At 69.1% G+C, this 15,891-nt stretch carries 18 protein-coding genes; 11 read left to right on the top strand and 7 right to left on the bottom strand.

Translation table 11 applies throughout. The features are described 5' to 3' along the window. Positions 1–99: 99 nt before the first annotated feature. The 3 genes from ABZX92_RS13280 to ABZX92_RS13290 form a co-directional block, all read right to left on the bottom strand. Entirely contained in the window at positions 100–468 is a 369-nt protein-coding gene (locus tag ABZX92_RS13280) for an iron-sulfur cluster assembly accessory protein (protein ID WP_355557722.1), read from the bottom strand. 149 nt (positions 469–617) lie between these two features. Further along, entirely contained in the window at positions 618–950 is a 333-nt protein-coding gene (locus ABZX92_RS13285) for a hypothetical protein (protein WP_355557725.1), read from the bottom strand. Between the two features lie 38 nt (positions 951–988). Beyond that, a complete protein-coding gene (locus ABZX92_RS13290) occupies positions 989–2,044 on the bottom strand; it encodes a glycerate kinase (RefSeq protein ID WP_355557728.1) in 1,056 nt (351 codons plus the stop codon). A 42-nt stretch (positions 2,045–2,086) separates the two neighbouring features. Between ABZX92_RS13290 and ABZX92_RS13295 the strand changes: the two genes are divergently transcribed. Genes ABZX92_RS13295 through ABZX92_RS13305 form a run of 3 tightly spaced genes read left to right on the top strand, consistent with a single transcriptional unit; the run spans position 2,087 to position 4,366 of the window. Beyond that, positions 2,087–2,713 carry a DUF3043 domain-containing protein gene (locus tag ABZX92_RS13295; protein WP_355557731.1) on the top strand — a complete coding sequence of 209 codons (627 nt, stop codon included), beginning with the start codon at positions 2,087–2,089 and terminating at the stop codon, positions 2,711–2,713. Next, the gene (locus ABZX92_RS13300) at positions 2,714–3,346 is read left to right on the top strand and encodes a class I SAM-dependent methyltransferase (RefSeq protein WP_355557734.1); all 633 of its coding nucleotides are present in this window, start codon (positions 2,714–2,716) and stop codon (positions 3,344–3,346) included. A 33-nt stretch (positions 3,347–3,379) separates the two neighbouring features. After that, a complete protein-coding gene (locus tag ABZX92_RS13305; protein ID WP_045309319.1) occupies positions 3,380–4,366 on the top strand; it encodes an aldo/keto reductase family protein in 987 nt (328 codons plus the stop codon). Positions 4,367–4,383: 17 nt separating this feature from the next. Here ABZX92_RS13305 and ABZX92_RS13310 read toward each other — a convergent pair whose 3' ends face one another. After that, on the bottom strand, positions 4,384–4,584 hold the full coding sequence (locus ABZX92_RS13310; protein WP_355557737.1) for a hypothetical protein: 201 nt from the start codon (positions 4,582–4,584) through the stop codon (positions 4,384–4,386). A gap of 17 nt (positions 4,585–4,601) precedes the next feature. Here ABZX92_RS13310 and cobU point away from each other — a divergent pair, with 17 nt between their 5' ends. From cobU to cobS, 3 genes are read left to right on the top strand one after another with little or no spacing between them, the layout of a single operon-like run. Then, the gene (gene cobU / locus ABZX92_RS13315) at positions 4,602–5,141 is read left to right on the top strand and encodes a bifunctional adenosylcobinamide kinase/adenosylcobinamide-phosphate guanylyltransferase (RefSeq protein WP_355557740.1); all 540 of its coding nucleotides are present in this window, start codon (positions 4,602–4,604) and stop codon (positions 5,139–5,141) included. Between the two features lie 10 nt (positions 5,142–5,151). Continuing rightward, the gene (cobT, locus tag ABZX92_RS13320) at positions 5,152–6,252 is read left to right on the top strand and encodes a nicotinate-nucleotide--dimethylbenzimidazole phosphoribosyltransferase (RefSeq protein WP_355557742.1); all 1,101 of its coding nucleotides are present in this window, start codon (positions 5,152–5,154) and stop codon (positions 6,250–6,252) included. Next, the gene (gene cobS, locus ABZX92_RS13325; RefSeq protein ID WP_355557745.1) at positions 6,249–6,950 is read left to right on the top strand and encodes an adenosylcobinamide-GDP ribazoletransferase; all 702 of its coding nucleotides are present in this window, start codon (positions 6,249–6,251) and stop codon (positions 6,948–6,950) included. Before cobT ends, cobS begins: the two co-directional genes overlap by 4 nt. On the opposite strand, the gene ABZX92_RS13330 is transcribed toward cobS, so the two are convergent. Beyond that, positions 6,947–8,038: a branched-chain amino acid aminotransferase gene (locus ABZX92_RS13330; protein WP_355557748.1), complete on the bottom strand. Its 1,092-nt coding sequence runs from the start codon at positions 8,036–8,038 to the stop codon at positions 6,947–6,949. The two genes, cobS and ABZX92_RS13330, sit on opposite strands and share 4 nt — an antisense overlap. A 92-nt stretch (positions 8,039–8,130) precedes the next feature. On the opposite strand from ABZX92_RS13330, the gene ABZX92_RS13335 reads away from it, so the two are divergent. Further along, positions 8,131–8,409: a hypothetical protein gene (locus tag ABZX92_RS13335; protein WP_355557751.1), complete on the top strand. Its 279-nt coding sequence runs from the start codon at positions 8,131–8,133 to the stop codon at positions 8,407–8,409. Here ABZX92_RS13335 and ABZX92_RS13340 read toward each other — a convergent pair. Next, on the bottom strand, positions 8,339–9,574 hold the full coding sequence (locus ABZX92_RS13340; RefSeq protein ID WP_355557753.1) for an amino acid permease: 1,236 nt from the start codon (positions 9,572–9,574) through the stop codon (positions 8,339–8,341). The genes ABZX92_RS13335 and ABZX92_RS13340 overlap by 71 nt on opposite strands. A 213-nt stretch (positions 9,575–9,787) precedes the next feature. Between ABZX92_RS13340 and ABZX92_RS13345 the strand changes: the two genes are divergently transcribed. Beyond that, a complete protein-coding gene (locus ABZX92_RS13345; RefSeq protein ID WP_355557755.1) occupies positions 9,788–11,260 on the top strand; it encodes a leucyl aminopeptidase in 1,473 nt (490 codons plus the stop codon). A gap of 336 nt (positions 11,261–11,596) precedes the next feature. Further along, entirely contained in the window at positions 11,597–12,061 is a 465-nt protein-coding gene (locus ABZX92_RS13350; protein WP_355557758.1) for an OsmC family protein, read from the top strand. Here ABZX92_RS13350 and ABZX92_RS13355 read toward each other — a convergent pair. Then, the gene (locus tag ABZX92_RS13355; protein ID WP_355557760.1) at positions 12,058–12,384 is read right to left on the bottom strand and encodes an oxidoreductase; all 327 of its coding nucleotides are present in this window, start codon (positions 12,382–12,384) and stop codon (positions 12,058–12,060) included. The genes ABZX92_RS13350 and ABZX92_RS13355 overlap by 4 nt on opposite strands. A gap of 179 nt (positions 12,385–12,563) precedes the next feature. On the opposite strand from ABZX92_RS13355, the gene lpdA reads away from it, so the two are divergent. Both lpdA and sucB read left to right on the top strand, forming a co-directional pair. Then, on the top strand, positions 12,564–13,952 hold the full coding sequence (lpdA, locus tag ABZX92_RS13360) for a dihydrolipoyl dehydrogenase (protein ID WP_355557762.1): 1,389 nt from the start codon (positions 12,564–12,566) through the stop codon (positions 13,950–13,952). 51 nt (positions 13,953–14,003) lie between these two features. Next, entirely contained in the window at positions 14,004–15,758 is a 1,755-nt protein-coding gene (gene sucB, locus ABZX92_RS13365; protein ID WP_355557765.1) for a 2-oxoglutarate dehydrogenase, E2 component, dihydrolipoamide succinyltransferase, read from the top strand. Positions 15,759–15,891: the final 133 nt, after the last annotated feature.

The raw sequence follows: 15,891 nt of genomic DNA on the forward strand, positions 1-15,891 counted from the left end.
CGACAGCCTAGCCGGGAAGATAAACGGGACGCGTCCCGTTTAGTTCGACGTTCGCCGTTCCCGTCAGTGCGGGAACGCGGCCTCACGCGTGTGTTCGCCTTAGTGGAACGAGTCGCCGCAGGCGCACGACCCGCCGGCGTTCGGGTTGTCGATCGTGAAGCCCTGCTTCTCGATCGTGTCCACGAAGTCGATGACGGCACCTTCGACGTAGGGCGCGCTCATGCGGTCAACGGCGACCTTCATGCCGTTGAAGTCGACCAGCGCGTCACCGTCGAGCGAGCGCTCGTCGAAGAACAGCTGGTAGCGCAGACCAGCGCAACCGCCGGGCTGGACGGCGATGCGCAGGTGCATGTCGTCGCGGCCCTCCTGGTCGAGCAGCGCCTTCGCCTTGGAGGCGGCCGCATCGGTCAGCGTCACGCCGTGGGTCGGCGCCTCGGAGGTCGTAGCGGCATCCTGAGCGGTCGTCATGGCTCTCCTAAGAGGTCCTTTGCGGGCGGTTCGCCCTTCAACAACACGGGCGTTCCCCGCTTTGTTCCACTCCCATGGTCCCACAGCGACGCCTCATGTCGCCCCAAGTGTCGACTGTCACGTAGACCACCCTCAAGCCAACCGATATATCAGCCGGAGTTTGAGTCTTGGCGTCGCCGGATCGCGGGATGAATCTTCAGGTGGAGTTGCCGCTGGTGGTCGCGGTGCTCGTCGAGACGCTCCGGCTCGGCCATCACCATCTCGCCGATCTTCTCGTCCGGCCAGCCCTTCGCCCGAGCCGCGTCGATGAAAGCCGCCTCCGACTGGGCCGCCGTGATCCGGGCGCCGAAGATCTCGTGGAACCAGATCTCCATCACGTCGTCCGGCGGCACCGCACCCCGTTGCACGGCGAAGTTCAACGCCACCAGCTGGTTCGGCTTGAGCATCACCGCGTTCTCGTCGCCGAACTCTTCCTCCAGCACGCGTCAACACGCGCGCTCCGATCCATCGGTTACCCCCTCTAACGCGACCATTGCCTCGCTACGTGCCGGGCCGTTGCAATGAGACTTTTGCGGGCGTCCGCAATCGACTTTTGCACTGAGCCCACGTGGTCGGAGACCGAGTAGGCCTCCTGGACGCCCGCGGCGCCCATCTCGCGGCGGCCGACGCTGACCTGGCCGGCGATGGCGACGCACGGGATGCCGCGCTCGGCGGCGCCGCTCGCGACGGCGGTGATGAGCTTGCCGCGCAGTGACTGCCAGTCGAAGCTGCCTTCGCCGGTGACGACGACGTCGGCGTCGTCGAGGGCGGCGTCGAGTCCGGTGAGCTCGCGAACGAGGCCGGCGCCGGACGTCATCGTCGCGCCGAGCGAGAGGAGCGCGGCGCCCAGGCCGCCCGCCGCTCCGGCACCCGGTATATCGGATACGGGTTTGAGGACCTCCATCGCGGCGAGCTTCGCTTCGAGGCGTTCTACGGCCTCCGGGGACGCGCCCTTCTGCGGGCCGAACGTGCGGGCAGCGCCGTGCGGGCCGAGGAGCGGGTTCTCGACGTCGGAGGCCGCCACGAGCGATATATCAGTTAGTGCCCTGCCCGTTCTCGGGCCTGCGTCGGAGAGAGCGGCGAGCATGTCGGCGCCGCCGTCGGTCGTGCCGGAGCCGCCCAGTCCGATCACGATGACATCGTTGTCATCCACAGCTGCCGCGATGAGCTCGCCCACGCCTCGCGTAGTCGCCGTCTCGCAGGACTCGGGGCGGAGTTCGGCCGGGATGAGATGCAGTCCGCATGCTTCGGCGGACTCGATGTATGCAACGCGTCGACCGTCGGTGTGCGGGTTGTCCACGCTGAGCCAGCGGGCTTCGACCGGCTTGCCGAGTGGGCCGGTGACGCTGATATATCGGATATCGCCGCCCAGCGCGGCGTGCAGAACGTCCACGAAACCTGGGCCGCCGTCGGCGAGTGGGCGTTCGGTGACGGCGTCGTCGGGCTTGGCCTCGCGCCAGCCGGTGGCGATGGCGTCGGCGGCCTCGCGGGCGGTCAGGGTGCCGCCGAAGCAGTCCGGAGCGATGAGTACGCGCACCTCGCGAAAGGTACAGAAAAACCACTGCCCTACCCTGGTGCCGTGAGGTTCCTGCGCCGCAACTCCGCCGACACCGAAGCCCCGGTCACCGAGGCGACCGCCGAGGCCGCCGACTCCACCCGCACTGCGGGCAAGGGCCGGCCCACGCCCAAGCGGCGTGAGGCGCAGGGCAGGCGCAGTGGTCCCGTTCCGCCGCCTCCCCGCACGCAGCGCGAGGCGTTCAAGCGCATGCGCGGCAACAAGGTGAGCAAGGAAGACCGTCGTGCCGCGGCCACCGAGCGCCGTCAGCGCATGATGGCGGGCGAGGACAAGTACCTGCTGCCGCGCGACCGCGGTCCGGTGAAGGCGTACATCCGCGACCTGGTCGACGCGCGCCGCAACCTCATGGGCCTGTTCATGCCGCTCGCGATCCTGGTGTTCGTGGCGCTGCTGACGCCGTCGCTCGCGGTGCAGCGGTACGCGACGCTGGCGACGACGTTCATGCTGATCGCGATGGTCATCGAGGGCCTCGTGCTCGGCCGGCTCGTCACGAAGAAGGTCCGGGCGAAGTTCCCCACCGAGCCGATCAAGGGCCTCTCGATCGGCTGGTACTCGTTCATCCGCGCGAGCCAGCTGCGCAGGCTCCGCGTCCCGAAGCCGCGCGTGAAGCCGGGCGAAGCGATCAAGTAGTTGCGCGAGAAGCAGCGCAGGCTTCAGCTGCCGGAGAAGCTGCGGTGGAACCACAACGAGTGGTACCGCCGCTGGCTGCTCCGGCAGTTGCCGTCCCGGGTCGAGTCGGCACTCGACGTGGGCTGCGGGCTCGGCGATCTGGCCCGGTCGATCAACGCCGAGAAAGTCACCGCGATCGACGCCAGCGAGCGCATGATCGAACGGGCGAGCGCCACCAGCGACAGGATCGAGTGGATCCACGGTGACGTGCTCACCCATGAGCTGAAGAGCTACGACGTCGTCACTGCCGAGGCGAGCCTGCACCACCTGCCGTTGCGAGAGGGTCTGACCAGGCTCGCCGAGCTGACGAAGCCGGGCGGCACGCTGATCATCGTCGGGCTCTACATGATGTCGACCAACACCGACCGGGCGATGGAGCTGGTGACGTTGCCGGCCAACGCGGTCGTCGGCGTCGCGAAGGCCCTCAACGGCACCGGGGGCAAGCCGCACGACACCGAGATGCCGGTGGTGATGACCGCGCCGACGTTGCCGGAGATCCGCTCGGTGGCCGCGGAGATCGTGCCGGGCGCGCGCATCCGCAGGCACGTGTTCTGGCGGTATTCGCTGGTCTGGCGGGCACCCGAAGTTCATTAGCAGCACGAACGATTTCGGTTTAAGCTCCGATGTATGAAGTTCCGTCGACTCGGCCGCAGCGGCCTGTCCATCAGTGAGATCTCGTACGGCAACTGGCTCACCCACGGCTCGCAGGTCGAAGAAGAGCAGGCCCACGCGTGCGTGAAGGCGGCCCTGGAGTCCGGGATCACGACCTTCGACACCGCCGACGTCTACGCGAACACGGCCGCGGAGTCGGTGCTCGGCCGGGCGCTCAAGGGTGAGCGGCGCGAGTCGCTGGAGATCCTGACCAAGGTCTACTGGCCGACCGGTCCCGGCGGCGCCAACGACCGCGGGCTCGGCCGCAAGCACGTCATGGAGTCGGCCAACGCGTCGCTGAAGCGCCTGCAGACCGACTACGTCGACCTGTACCAGGCCCACCGGTTCGACTACAGCGTGCCGCTGGAAGAGACGATGCTGGCGTTCGCCGACCTCGTCCGCCAGGGCAAGGTCCTCTACGTCGGTGTCTCCGAGTGGACCGCCGAGCAGATCACCCGCGGTGCCGCGCTGGCCCGCGAGCTGCAGGTACCGTTCGTGTCGCACCAGCCGCAGTACTCGATGCTGTGGCGCGTCATCGAGCCGCAGGTCATCCCCGCGTGCGAGCGCGAGGGCCTCAGCCAGATCGTCTTCTCCCCCGTCGCGCAGGGCATCCTGACCGGCAAGTACCTACCGGGTGCCGAGGTGCCGGAGGGCTCGCGCCTCGCCGACGCGCGGGGTTCGCAGATGATCTCGCGCTGGATGCGGGACGACGTGCTCAACGCCGTGCAGCAGCTCAAGCCGATCGCCGAGGAAGCGGGCGTCACGATGGCGCAGCTCGCCGTCGCGTGGGTGCTCAAGAACCCGAACGTCGCGTCCGCGATCATCGGCGCGTCGCGTCCGGAGCAGGTCTTCGAGAACGTCAAGGCGATCGACATCGAGCTCGACGACGACGTGCTCAAGCAGATCGACAACGTCCTCGAAGGCGTCATCACCGACGACCCGCGGCTCACCGCACAGGGCTGAGCCAGCTCGCCCTGTACTTATTGAGCGGGGTGCAGGCTCATCGGGCCGTACACCTCGGACTCCGAGCGCAGCAGCGTGACCTGTTCGACCCCGGCGTCGAGCAGGTCACGCCACTCGGCGCTGAACCACTCCTCCGCCTCCGTCTGGTCGGCGAACATCACGTCCGGCCCCGCGACGTCGCGGCCTTGGGCATCCTGGTAGCGCCAGCGGAACTCCATGGGACGAAGGCTAACTCTTGTCAACTCGCACTCTCGTGCTCGGCGGAGCGCGTTCCGGCAAGTCAGCGCACGCGGAAGGCCTGCTCACCGACGCCGCCGTGACTTACGTCGCAACCGCCCGCCGCTATCCCGACGACCCGGACTGGGACGCGCGCATCGCACTGCACGTCGCCCGGCGTCCGTCCACCTGGCACACGGTCGAGGCGTCCGCGCCGCCGGACCTGCCCGCGTTGCTCACCGCCACGCAGTACGAGGACCCGCCGATCCTGGTCGACGACCTCTCGACGTGGCTGGTCGGCGTGCTGGACGACGCCGACGCGTGGGAGGGCAACGGCACCGACGCCATCGCGCGCCGAGTCGACGAACTCGTCGGTTCGGTGGCCACGTGCCGGACGCGACTGGTGCTCGTGACGGCGGAGGTCGGCCTCGGCGTCATTCCCTCGACGCGCTCAGGCAGACTCTTCCGCGATCACCTCGGTGCGCTCAACGCGCGCGTCGCCGAGGTGTGCGACGAGGTCATGCTGCTCGTCGCGGGTATTCCACTCAGACTTCGTTAGGAGCGCCAGGGTGAGCACCGAGTTCCCGCCGGTTGAACCGCCGGACGAGACCGTTCTGCGCGAGGCCGAGGCCCGGCACGCGGTGCTGACCAAGCCGGTCGGCTCGCTCGGCCGGCTCGAGGAGCTGGGCAACTGGATCGCGGCGTGCCAGGGCGTCGTGCCGCCGAAGCCGTTCGTCCGGCCTCGGGTGGTCGTCTTCGCGGGCGACCACGGCGTGACGGCGCAGGGCGTGTCGGCGTTCCCGAGCGAGGTCACCGGCCAGATGGTCGCGAACTTCCTCACCGGCGGCGCCGCGGTGAACGTGCTCGCGCAGGTCGCGGGCGCCACCGTCCGCGTGGTCGACATGGCCGTCGACTCCGACACCCCGGAGGCGGTCAGCCAGCACAAGGTGCGGCGCTCGTCCGGGTCGATCGACCGCGAGGACGCGCTCACCCGTGAGGAGTGCGAGCAGGCCATCGCGGCCGGGCGCGCCATCGCGGACGAGGAGGTCGACGCGGGCGCCGACGTGCTCGTCGCCGGTGACATGGGGATCGGCAACACGACTCCGGCCGCCGTGCTGATCGCGTCGCTGACCGGGTCCGAGCCGGTCGCGGTGGTCGGTCGCGGCACGGGCATCGACGACCAGGCGTGGATGCGCAAGACGGCGGCGATCCGGGACGCGCTGCGCCGGGCCCGCCTGGTGATCAGCGACCCGATCGCGTTGCTCGCGACCGCCGGTGGCGCCGACCTGGCTGCGATGGCCGGGTTCCTGGCGCAGGCGGCTGTGCGACGGACTCCCGTCGTGCTCGACGGCGTCGTCGTCGGTGCGGCCGCGGTCGTCGCCGAGGAGCTGGCACCTGGTGCACGCGAGTGGTGGGTGGCCGGGCACCAGTCGGCCGAGCCCGCGCACGCGATCGCGCTCGGGCACCTCAACCTGAAGCCGCTGCTGGAGTTCGAGATGCGGCTCGGCGAAGGCTCCGGTGCGGTGGCAGCGCTGCCGTTGCTGATCTCGGCGGTGAAGGTGCTCGCGGAGATGGCGACGTTCGAGAGCGCCGGCGTCACGAACCGGGAAGACGCGACCCGAGAAGACACGGCCGAAGAAGATACGGCCCGAGAAAATACGGCTGAGTGAAGCTCGCGTTCTCCTGGCTGACGGTCCTGCCGCTGCGCGTCGACGACGTCGACCGCAAAGCGGCGGGACGAGCCATTGCCTGGACGCCCGTCGTCGGCATCGTGCTCGGCGCGGTCGTTGTCGGCGTGCTCAAGCTGTTGGCAATATCCAATATATCGGCGTTGGTGGCCGGGTTTCTGGTCGTCGGCGTCGTCGCCCTGTGCACCCGCGGTATGCACCTCGACGGGCTTGCCGACGTCGCCGACGGACTCGGTTGCTACGGGCCGCCGGAGCGCGCGCTCAAAGTCATGAAGGACGGCGGCGCCGGGCCGTTCGGCGTCGTCTCGCTGATCGTCGTGCTGGGAGCCCAGGCCGCGGCGCTCCCCCAGGCTCACTGGGGCGTCGTGCTGCTCGCGTTCGCGACGAGCCGTGCCGCGTTCGGGATCTGCTGCATGCGTGGCGTGCCCGCCGCACGGCCTGAGGGACTCGGTGCGCTCGTTGCGGGCACACAGCATCCGTTGATGGTCATCGGTACGTGGGTGGTGCTTGCAGCTGCGGCGGTTCCGCTCGGGTGGCGCGCAGTCGTCGCCGTCGTCGTCGCGTTCGGACTGACGTGGCTGCTCGTGAAGCACACCGGAAAGCGTTTCGGCGGCATCACCGGTGATGTGCTCGGTGCTGCCGCCGAAATCGCGCTTCTGGCCGTGCTGGTGATCGCTTAAGACTTCAAGGTCGTCATCCAGCCGTGGGTGTCTGCGACGTGGCCGTGCTGGAGGCCGGTCAGGCGCTCGCGCAGCTTCATCGTCACCGAGCCGGTGCCGCCGTCGGCGACGTCGTACTCGCCGCCGGCGTGCTTGACGTGGCCGACCGGCGTGATGACGGCGGCCGTGCCACAGGCGAAGACCTCGGTGAGCTCACCCGAGGCGTTGGCCTTCTCCCACTCGTCGGTGGAGATCCGGCGTTCCTCGACGGTCAGGCCGAGGTCGGAGGCCAGCTCCAGCAGCGAACTGCGGGTGATGCCGGGCAGCAGCGTGCCGGTCAGCTCCGGGGTGACGACCTTGTCTCCGAAGACGAAGAACAGGTTCATGCCGCCCATCTCCTCGACCCAGCGGCGTTCCACCGCGTCGAGCCAGACGACCTGGTCGCAGCCCTTCTCGGCGGCCTGCGCCTGCGCCACGAGGGACGCGGCGTAGTTGCCGGCGAACTTGGCAGCGCCGGTGCCACCGGGGGCGGCGCGCACGTACTCGGTCGAGAGCCACACGCTCACCGGGCGGACGCCGCTCGCGAAGTACGAGCCGGCGGGCGAGGCGATCAGCACGTAGAGGTACTCGGACGCGGGTCGCACGCCGAGGCCCTTCTCCGTGGAGATCATGAACGGCCGCAGGTAGAGGGACTCCTCCTCGGCTGACGGCACCCAGCGGTCGTCGACCGCGAGGATCTGCCGCACCGACTCGAGGAAGAGCTCGTCGGGAAGTTCGGGCATCGCCATGCGGCGGGCCGAGGCGCGGAAGCGCTCGGCGTTGGCCTCAGGGCGGAAGGACGCGATCGATCCGTCGGGCTGGCGGTAGGCCTTGAGCCCTTCGAAGATCGCTTGGCCGTAGTGCAGCACCATTGCCGCGGGGTCGAGTGAGAGAGAGCTGTAGGGGCCGACTTCAGCGTCGTGCCAGCCCTTCTCGCGGTTCCAGCGGATCGTCACCATGTGGTCGGTGAAGTGCTGCCCGAAGCCCGGCTTGGCAAGTACCTCCGCTACGCGCTCCGGGGTCGCCGGGTGCGGGTGGGGAGTCCGGGTGAAAGGCAACTCGCTCGTCATGTGAGCACGGTAACCCGCTGGTCGGGATACGGAAAATCGTCTTCTCAAAACTCGGACGTCCTACTAACTCGGACTCGATAAAGTGCCCTGCCATGACCCAGGGGGAACGATCTTCGACGGGCGCCGACGTGCGCACCGTGCTGCAGGCCGCGCTGCTCGTCCTCGGTACCGGCGTGACGCTCATCGACGGCTGGATGCTCGGGGGCGTCGCGGGCGTGGTCGTCGCGACCGTCTTCGCCGCGCTCTTCCTGCTCGCGTACTACAGCATCAGGAAGAACGGCCCGTCCACCAACGGCCGCGTCATCGGGCTTGCGGTGTGTGTTGGCGTGACGCTGCTCGTTTTCCTCTCAGTGCTGCTGTCAAACCGATGAGTCCGGTGCCGGCTCCCAGCCCTGCGAGTGAGATCAGCAGGGCGGGGATCGGCATGCTCATCGCGAGCAGCACCGAGAGCCCGAGGCCTAAACAGGCCGTGCGCATCGGCCACGTGCGGTCGTTCTGCAGCAACACACGAGCCGACGCGTTCGTGAAGGCGTAGTAGAACAACGTCGCGCACGCCGCCACGCCCAGTGCGATCGCCATCGGCATGAGGACGATCGCGAGAGCGGAACCCACGACCACGGCGAGGGTGAGCGCGCTCGGCTTGAGGCGGGACGGCAGGTCGCCGTCCTCGACGAGTCCCGTGAGCGTGCGGTGTGCGGACGAGAGAACGAAGTGCAACGCGGCCACACCGGCCACCGCCGCTGCGATCTGCACCAACGGCACCAAGGCGGACGCGTCTGCCGCGGTGAGCGCGTCTCGCAGTGGCGCGGGCGACAACGCGAGGCGCGCGCTGCCGAGCTGACGCAGCACACCGGCACCCACGGCCAGATAGACCACGAAGGACAGTCCGATCAGGACCGGAATCGCGAACTTCAGCGCGGACACCGAATGCGGCCGCTCACCGCGACCAGGCGCGGTGATGCGTTCGAAACCCGCGAACGCGATGAACATCAGGCCCGCGACGCCGACGAGCTCGTTGACCGTGCCCGCCTCCCCCGCCGACGGCACCGGTGCGATCGAGAAGGTCGACGCGACCACCAGCGCCAGCACCCCGAGGACCACCAGCGACGCGAGCGCGCTGACCCCCGTGCCGAACCGGAACCCGGCCGCACCGAGCAGCGCCGTGCCCGCGACGAGGACGAGCGCGCCGATCACCGGCTGGTCCGGCACCACGTACGTGCCGAACATCGACGCGACCGCCGCCGCCATCGCGCACCGGCCGAGGAGGTGGACGCTCGCCGTCATGCGTGCGGGCCACACACCGAGCTGCGCGCGCACGTATCCGTAACCACCACCGACGTCGGGGTAGGTGCGGGACTGGTCGGCGGTCGAGAAGGCCGAGCACAGCGCGGCGAGCGCGGAGATGGCCAGCGCGGGGAGCAGCCACCAGCCCGCAAGGCCTGCGGCAGGGGCGAATCCGGCGAAGACCCCCGCACCGAGCACCGCGGGGAGACCGAGCGCGACCGTGGCAACGATCTCGCGGGGCGTGTGGGTCACCGGTACACATTCGCAGATGCGGCATCCGGTCGTAACCACCCGGTCGACTGATGCGCGAAATGGGCGAAACACCCCCAGAGCACCACCGAGAGCAACTGTCAACGTCACGGATTGCGGCCGAACGTGGCGGGCCACGGCGTTAGTGGACAGTGGGACCTTTAGCATTGGTCACGATTCCGAGCACCCCTACCACGTACAACCCTGGAGCAGCACGTGACAGCCCCGAAGCTGGCCCTCACCGAAGGTGACCTGAGCACCACCGCCGCGGACGCAGTCGTCGTGGGCACCCTGCAGGGTGCGGACGGTCTGGAGCTCGCGCCCGGTGCCGAAGCTGTCGCCGCCGCGTTCGACGGCGCGCTGCTCGAGGTGCTGGGCACCCTGCGCGCGTCCGGCAAGGCCGACGAACTGGTGAAGGTGCCCACCTTCGGCAAGCTCGCCTCCCCGCTCGTGCTCGCGGTCGGCCTCGGCAAGACGGCGGGCGAGGAGCAGGTGCGCCGCGCGTCCGGTGTCGCCGCCCGCGCGCTGGCCGGCAAGAAGCGCGCGATCAACACGCTGGCCTCGCTGCACGTCGCGGCCGCCGCCGAGGGCACGCTGCTCGGCGCGTACTCGTTCACCGAGTACAAGTCGGACAAGGGCGAGGGCGCGGTCGCGAAGGTCGACCTGCACGCCGCCGGTTCCAAGGAGAACAAGGCCGCGCTGAAGGCCGCCGTCGCGATCGCCGAGTCCGTCGCCATCGCGCGCGACTTCATCAACACGCCGCCGAACGACCTCTACCCCGGCTCGTTCGCGGACCGCGCCGCGAAGCTCGCCACCGCCGCCGGTCTCGACGTCGAGGTGCTCGACGAGAAGGCGCTGAAGAAGCAGGGCTTCGGCGGCATCCTGGGCGTCGGCGGCGGTTCGGCGCGCCAGCCGCGGCTCGTGCGCATCTCCTACAGGGGCGCGAAGGCGGTCAAGAAGGTCGCGCTCGTCGGCAAGGGCATCACGTTCGACACCGGCGGCATCTCGATCAAGCCGGCCGCGGGCATGGACGAGATGACGTCCGACATGTCCGGCGCCGCCGCGATCGTCGCCACCATGGTGCTGGCCGCGAAGCTCAAGTACCCGCTGGAGATCATCGCGTCGATCCCGATGGCGGAGAACATGCCGTCCGGCGACGCCTACCGCCCCGGCGACGTGCTGACCATGTACGGCGGCAAGACCGTCGAGGTGCTCAACACCGACGCCGAGGGCCGCCTGATCCTTTCCGACGCCATCGTGCGCGCGTGCGAGGACGGCCCGGACTACCTGATCGAGACCGCGACCCTCACCGGCGCGCAGGTCGTCGCCCTGGGCAAGCGCACCTCGGGCGTCATGGGCTCCGAGGAGTTCCGCGACCGCGTGGCGGCCATCGGCACCGCGGTCGGCGAGTCGGCGTGGCCGATGCCGCTGCCCGAGGAGCTCCGCGCGGACCTCGACTCCCGCCTGGCCGACCTCGCGAACGTCACCGGCCACCGCTGGGGCGGCATGCTCGCGGCGGGCCTGTTCCTGCGCGAGTTCGTGGCCGAGGGCGTGCAGTGGGCGCACATCGACATCGCGGGCCCGGCGTACCACACGGGCGGCCCGTACGGGTACACCTCGAAGGGCGGCACCGGCGTTCCGGTCCGCACCATCGCGGCCGTGCTGGCGGACATCGCGGCCAACGGCTGAGCGCATTTCTCGCGCACGGGCGGAGTTCCTTTCGAGGACTCCGCCCGTTGCATTTCCGGCGCTTTTCCACGCCATTGTCCGCCCCGCGCCGCCCCCGCCGTTGCAACGACTCGTTTGCGGTCGCCGTCCAAAGAGTCATTGCTAAGGCGCAGGTCAGGCGCGCGCGGGCGGACTGATATATCGGCTGGAGGCGGTGGGGTGTGCGCGGAGGGAGGGCGGGTGACGGCGCGAACGGGGCCGAATGAACTGATATATCGCGCTGTCGGGTGGCGGCTGAACGGAGACGCGTGTCTCACGGGGCTAGGTGCGCAGGCTCGGTGAGAGGAGTATTTCCACATGGGGACGCATCGGTACGAAGTTGACGTCGTCTGGACCGGCAACACCGGGAGCGGGACTTCCGGGTACAAGGACTACGAACGCGCGCACGAGGTCCTGGCCGAGGGCAAGGAGCTGATCCTCGGGTCGTCGGATCCCTCGTTCCGGGGTGACCGGAGCAGGTACAACCCCGAGGAGCTGCTCGTCGCGTCGCTCTCGCAGTGCCACATGCTGTGGTACCTGCATCTCGCGTCGGTCAACGGAGTGGTGGTCACGGGGTACCGCGATCACGCGGCCGGGACGATGGCGGAGCACCCGGACGGGTCTGGGCGGTTCACCGAGGTCGTGCTCAACCCCGTGGTGACGATCGCCGATCCCGCTACTCGGGAGACGGCGCAGGCGTTGCACGAGAAGGCGCACTCGATGTGTTTCATCGCGGCGAGCGTCAATTTCCCGGTGCGCCACGAACCGATCGTGAACGTTTAGAGATCGCCGGACGCCTTTTTGCGCGCGGTGTAGTCGCGCATGCGCTTCGGGTAGCCGACGATGCCGGCGTCGTAGATCGGCATGCCCTGTTTGCGGGCGAAGGCTCGGGCGGCGTCCGGGGAGGCGACGCGGCGGCGGGTCCACTCGCCGTCGTGAGCGACCAGGACCACAGTGGTTTCGGTCACCGTGGTCTTCGGCTCCACGTAGGCCTCCACGCCGTGGCGGCTCTTCGTCCACTCCGCGAGGTGGCTCGTGTCCTGGTTGGACGCCGTTCGCAGCACACCTGGACGTGGCTTCCTGCGAAAACGATCGAACAGCCCCATCGAGCACCTCCCGCGCTTCCCTCCACCATGGTGCCAGGTGAGGGTGTTATGAGTAGGTGAATGATCAGAACAGGGCGTGGTGTCCTATGCCGGATCACCATGCTCTGGCAACTAGTGACAAGATGGCCGCGTACCTCGCGCGCACCCGCGCGTAGTAAGTAATCCCGAGGAGATCCGAAGTGACTTCGCCGGAACTGGAGTCGGCCACCAACGCCGATCTCGTCATCCTCGGCGGTGGATCGGGTGGCTACGCCTGCGCGTTCCGCGCGGCCGAGCTCGGCCTGTCCGTCGTCCTGGTCGAGAAGGACAAGCTGGGTGGCACCTGCCTGCACCGCGGTTGCATCCCGACCAAGGCGCTGCTGCACGCGGCCGAGGTGGCGGACAACGCCCGCGAAGGCGACCAGTTCGGTGTGAAGAGCTCGCTCGAGGGCATCGACATCGCCGGCGTCAACTCGTACAAGGACGGCGTGATCTCGCGGCTCTACAAGGGCCTGCAGGGTCTCGCGAAGGCCAACAAGGTCACCCTCGTCGAGGGCGCGGGCACGTTCGTCGGCCCGAACACGGTCGTCGTGAACGGCCAGCGCTACGTCGGCAAGAACGTCGTTCTCGCCACCGGTTCGTACGCGCGGAGCCTGCCCGGTCTGGAGATCGGCGGCCGCGTGATCACCAGCGACCAGGCGCTCAACCTGGACTACCTCCCGGAGAAGGTCGTCGTCCTCGGTGGCGGCGTCATCGGCGTGGAGTTCGCGAGCGTGTGGCGGTCGTTCGGCGCGGACGTCACGATCGTCGAGGCCCTGCCCCGCCTGGTGCCGGCCGAGGACGAGTACGCGTCCAAGCAGCTCGAGCGCGCGTTCCGCAAGCGCGGCATCAAGTTCAAGACCGGCGTGAAGTTCACCGGCGCCACCCAGACCGACTCGGGCGTGTCCGTCACGCTGGAGAACGGCGACGTCCTCGACGCCGACCTGCTGCTGGTCGCGGTCGGTCGCGGCCCGAACAGCGCGGGCCACGGCTACGAGGAGGCCGGCGTCCAGATCGACCGCGGCTTCGTCATCACCGACGAGCGGCTGCGCACGAACCTGCCGAACGTCTACGCCGTCGGCGACATCGTGCCGGGCCTGCAGCTCGCGCACCGCGGTTTCCAGCAGGGCATCTTCGTGGCCGAGGAGATCGCCGGCCAGAACCCGAAGGTGATCGACGAGGCGGGCATCCCGCGCGTCACGTACTGCAAGCCCGAGGTCGCCTCCGTCGGTCTCACCGAGGCCGCCGCGAAGGAGAAGTACGGCTCCGCGGAGGTTTTCATCTACGACCTCGCGGGCAACGGCAAGAGCCAGATCCTCAAGACGGCCGGTGGCGTGAAGCTGGTCAAGGCGCCCGACGGCCCCGTCGTCGGTGTGACCATGGTCGGCGAACGCGTCGGCGAGCTCATCGGTGAGGCCCAGCTGATCTACAGCTGGGAGGCTTACCCGGAGGACGTGGCTCCGCTGATCCACGCCCACCCGACCCAGACTGAAGCCCTCGGCGAGGCCTTCCTCGCCCTGGCCGGCAAGCCGCTGCACGTGCACGGCTGACCGATCCCCATACAAAGTCAGCCACACGAGAGCACGAGGAGTCAGCGAACAATGGCCTTCTCCGTCCAGATGCCCGCACTCGGTGAGAGCGTCACCGAGGGCACGGTCACCCGGTGGTTGAAGCAGGAAGGCGACCGGGTGGAGGTGGACGAGCCGTTGCTCGAGGTGTCCACCGACAAGGTCGACACCGAGATCCCCTCCCCCGCGGCGGGCGTCCTGCAGAAGATCGTCGCTCAGGAGGACGACACCGTCGAGGTCGGTGGCGAGCTCGCCGTCATCGGCGACGGTGACGCCGCTCCGGCCGCGCCCGCCCCCGCTCAGGAAGCTCCCGAGGAGACGGCCCAGGAAACGGCCCAGCAGACGACGCCTTCCGCGCCGCCCGCCGAGGAAGCCGCTCCGGAGCCCGCCCCGGCTCAGGCCGCGCCGTCCGGTGGTTCCGCCGAGGGCACCGACGTCACGATGCCCGCGCTCGGCGAGTCCGTCACCGAGGGCACCGTGACCCGCTGGCTGAAGCAGGTCGGCGACAGCGTCGAGGTCGACGAGCCGTTGCTCGAGGTCTCGACGGACAAGGTCGACACCGAGATCCCCTCGCCGGTCGCGGGCACGCTGCTCGAGATCAGCGCGGGTGAGGACGAGACCGTGGAGGTCGGCGGCAAGCTCGCCGTCATCGGTTCGGGCAGCCCCGCGCAGTCCGCGCCCGCCCCGGAGACCAAGCCCGAACCGAAGCAGGAAGCGCCTCAGCAGGCCGCTCCGGCACCGGCTCCGCAGCAGCAGGCGGCACCCGCGCAGCAGCAGGCTCCGGCCGCTCCTGCTCAGCAGGCCGCTCCCGCCGCCGCACCGTCCTCTTCGGACGACGCGAACGGCACGCCGTACGTCACTCCGCTCGTGCGCAAGCTCGCGTCGGAGAACGGCATCGACCTGGGCTCGCTCAAGGGCACCGGCGTCGGTGGCCGCATCCGCAAGCAGGACGTGCTGGCCGCGGTCGAGGCCAAGAAGGCCCCGGCTCCCGCGCCCGCCGCCGCTGCTGCTCCGGCCGCCCCCGCCGCTCGCACCGCCGCCCCGGCCGCGGTCGACAACTCGGGCAAGCGCGGCACCGTGCAGAAGCTCCCGCGCCTGCGCCAGATCGTCGCGCAGCGCACGCGTGAGTCGCTGCAGCAGTCCGCGCAGCTCACCCAGGTGTTCGAGGTCGACGTGACCAAGATCGCCCGGCTGCGCAACCAGGCGAAGAAGGCGTTCGAGGCTCGTGAGGGCGCGAAGCTCACGTTCCTGCCGTTCTTCGCCAAGGCCGCCATCGAGGCCCTCAAGGCCCACCCGGTGCTCAACGCGTCGATCGACGAGGAGCGCAAGGAGGTCACCTACCACGGTGCCGAGCACCTCGGTCTGGCGATCGACACGGAGCGCGGCCTGCTCAACGCCGTGATCCACAACGCCGGTGACCTGAACCTGTCGGGCATCGCCCACAAGATCGGCGACCTGGCGGCCCGCGCCCGTTCGAACAAGCTCACGCCGGACGAGCTCGCCGGTGGCACGTTCTCGCTGACCAACCTCGGCAGCAACGGCGCGCTCTTCGACACCCCGATCATCCAGCAGCCGCAGGTCGGCATCCTGGGCGTCGGCGTGGTCAAGAAGCGCCCGGTCGTCATGACCGACGAGGACGGCAACGACACCATCGCGATCCGCTCGATGATGTACCTCGCGCTCACCTACGACCACCGCCTGGTCGACGGTGCCGACGCGGGCCGTTTCCTCACGACGGTCAAGAACCGTCTCGAGGAGGGCGCGTTCGAGGCCGATCTCGGTCTCTGACGCCTCGGAGCAGTACTGATATCCGATATATTGGATATCAGCTGAATAGTGTGACCTGAAGGCCACCTCGGTTTGCCGGGGTGGCCTTCGGCACATCCTGTGTCCGGTATGCGATGTATTGCTGTGCAGGCGA

This window comes from Lentzea sp. NPDC006480 (assembly GCF_040611995.1).
In the GTDB taxonomy this organism is placed as follows: domain Bacteria; phylum Actinomycetota; class Actinomycetes; order Mycobacteriales; family Pseudonocardiaceae; genus Lentzea.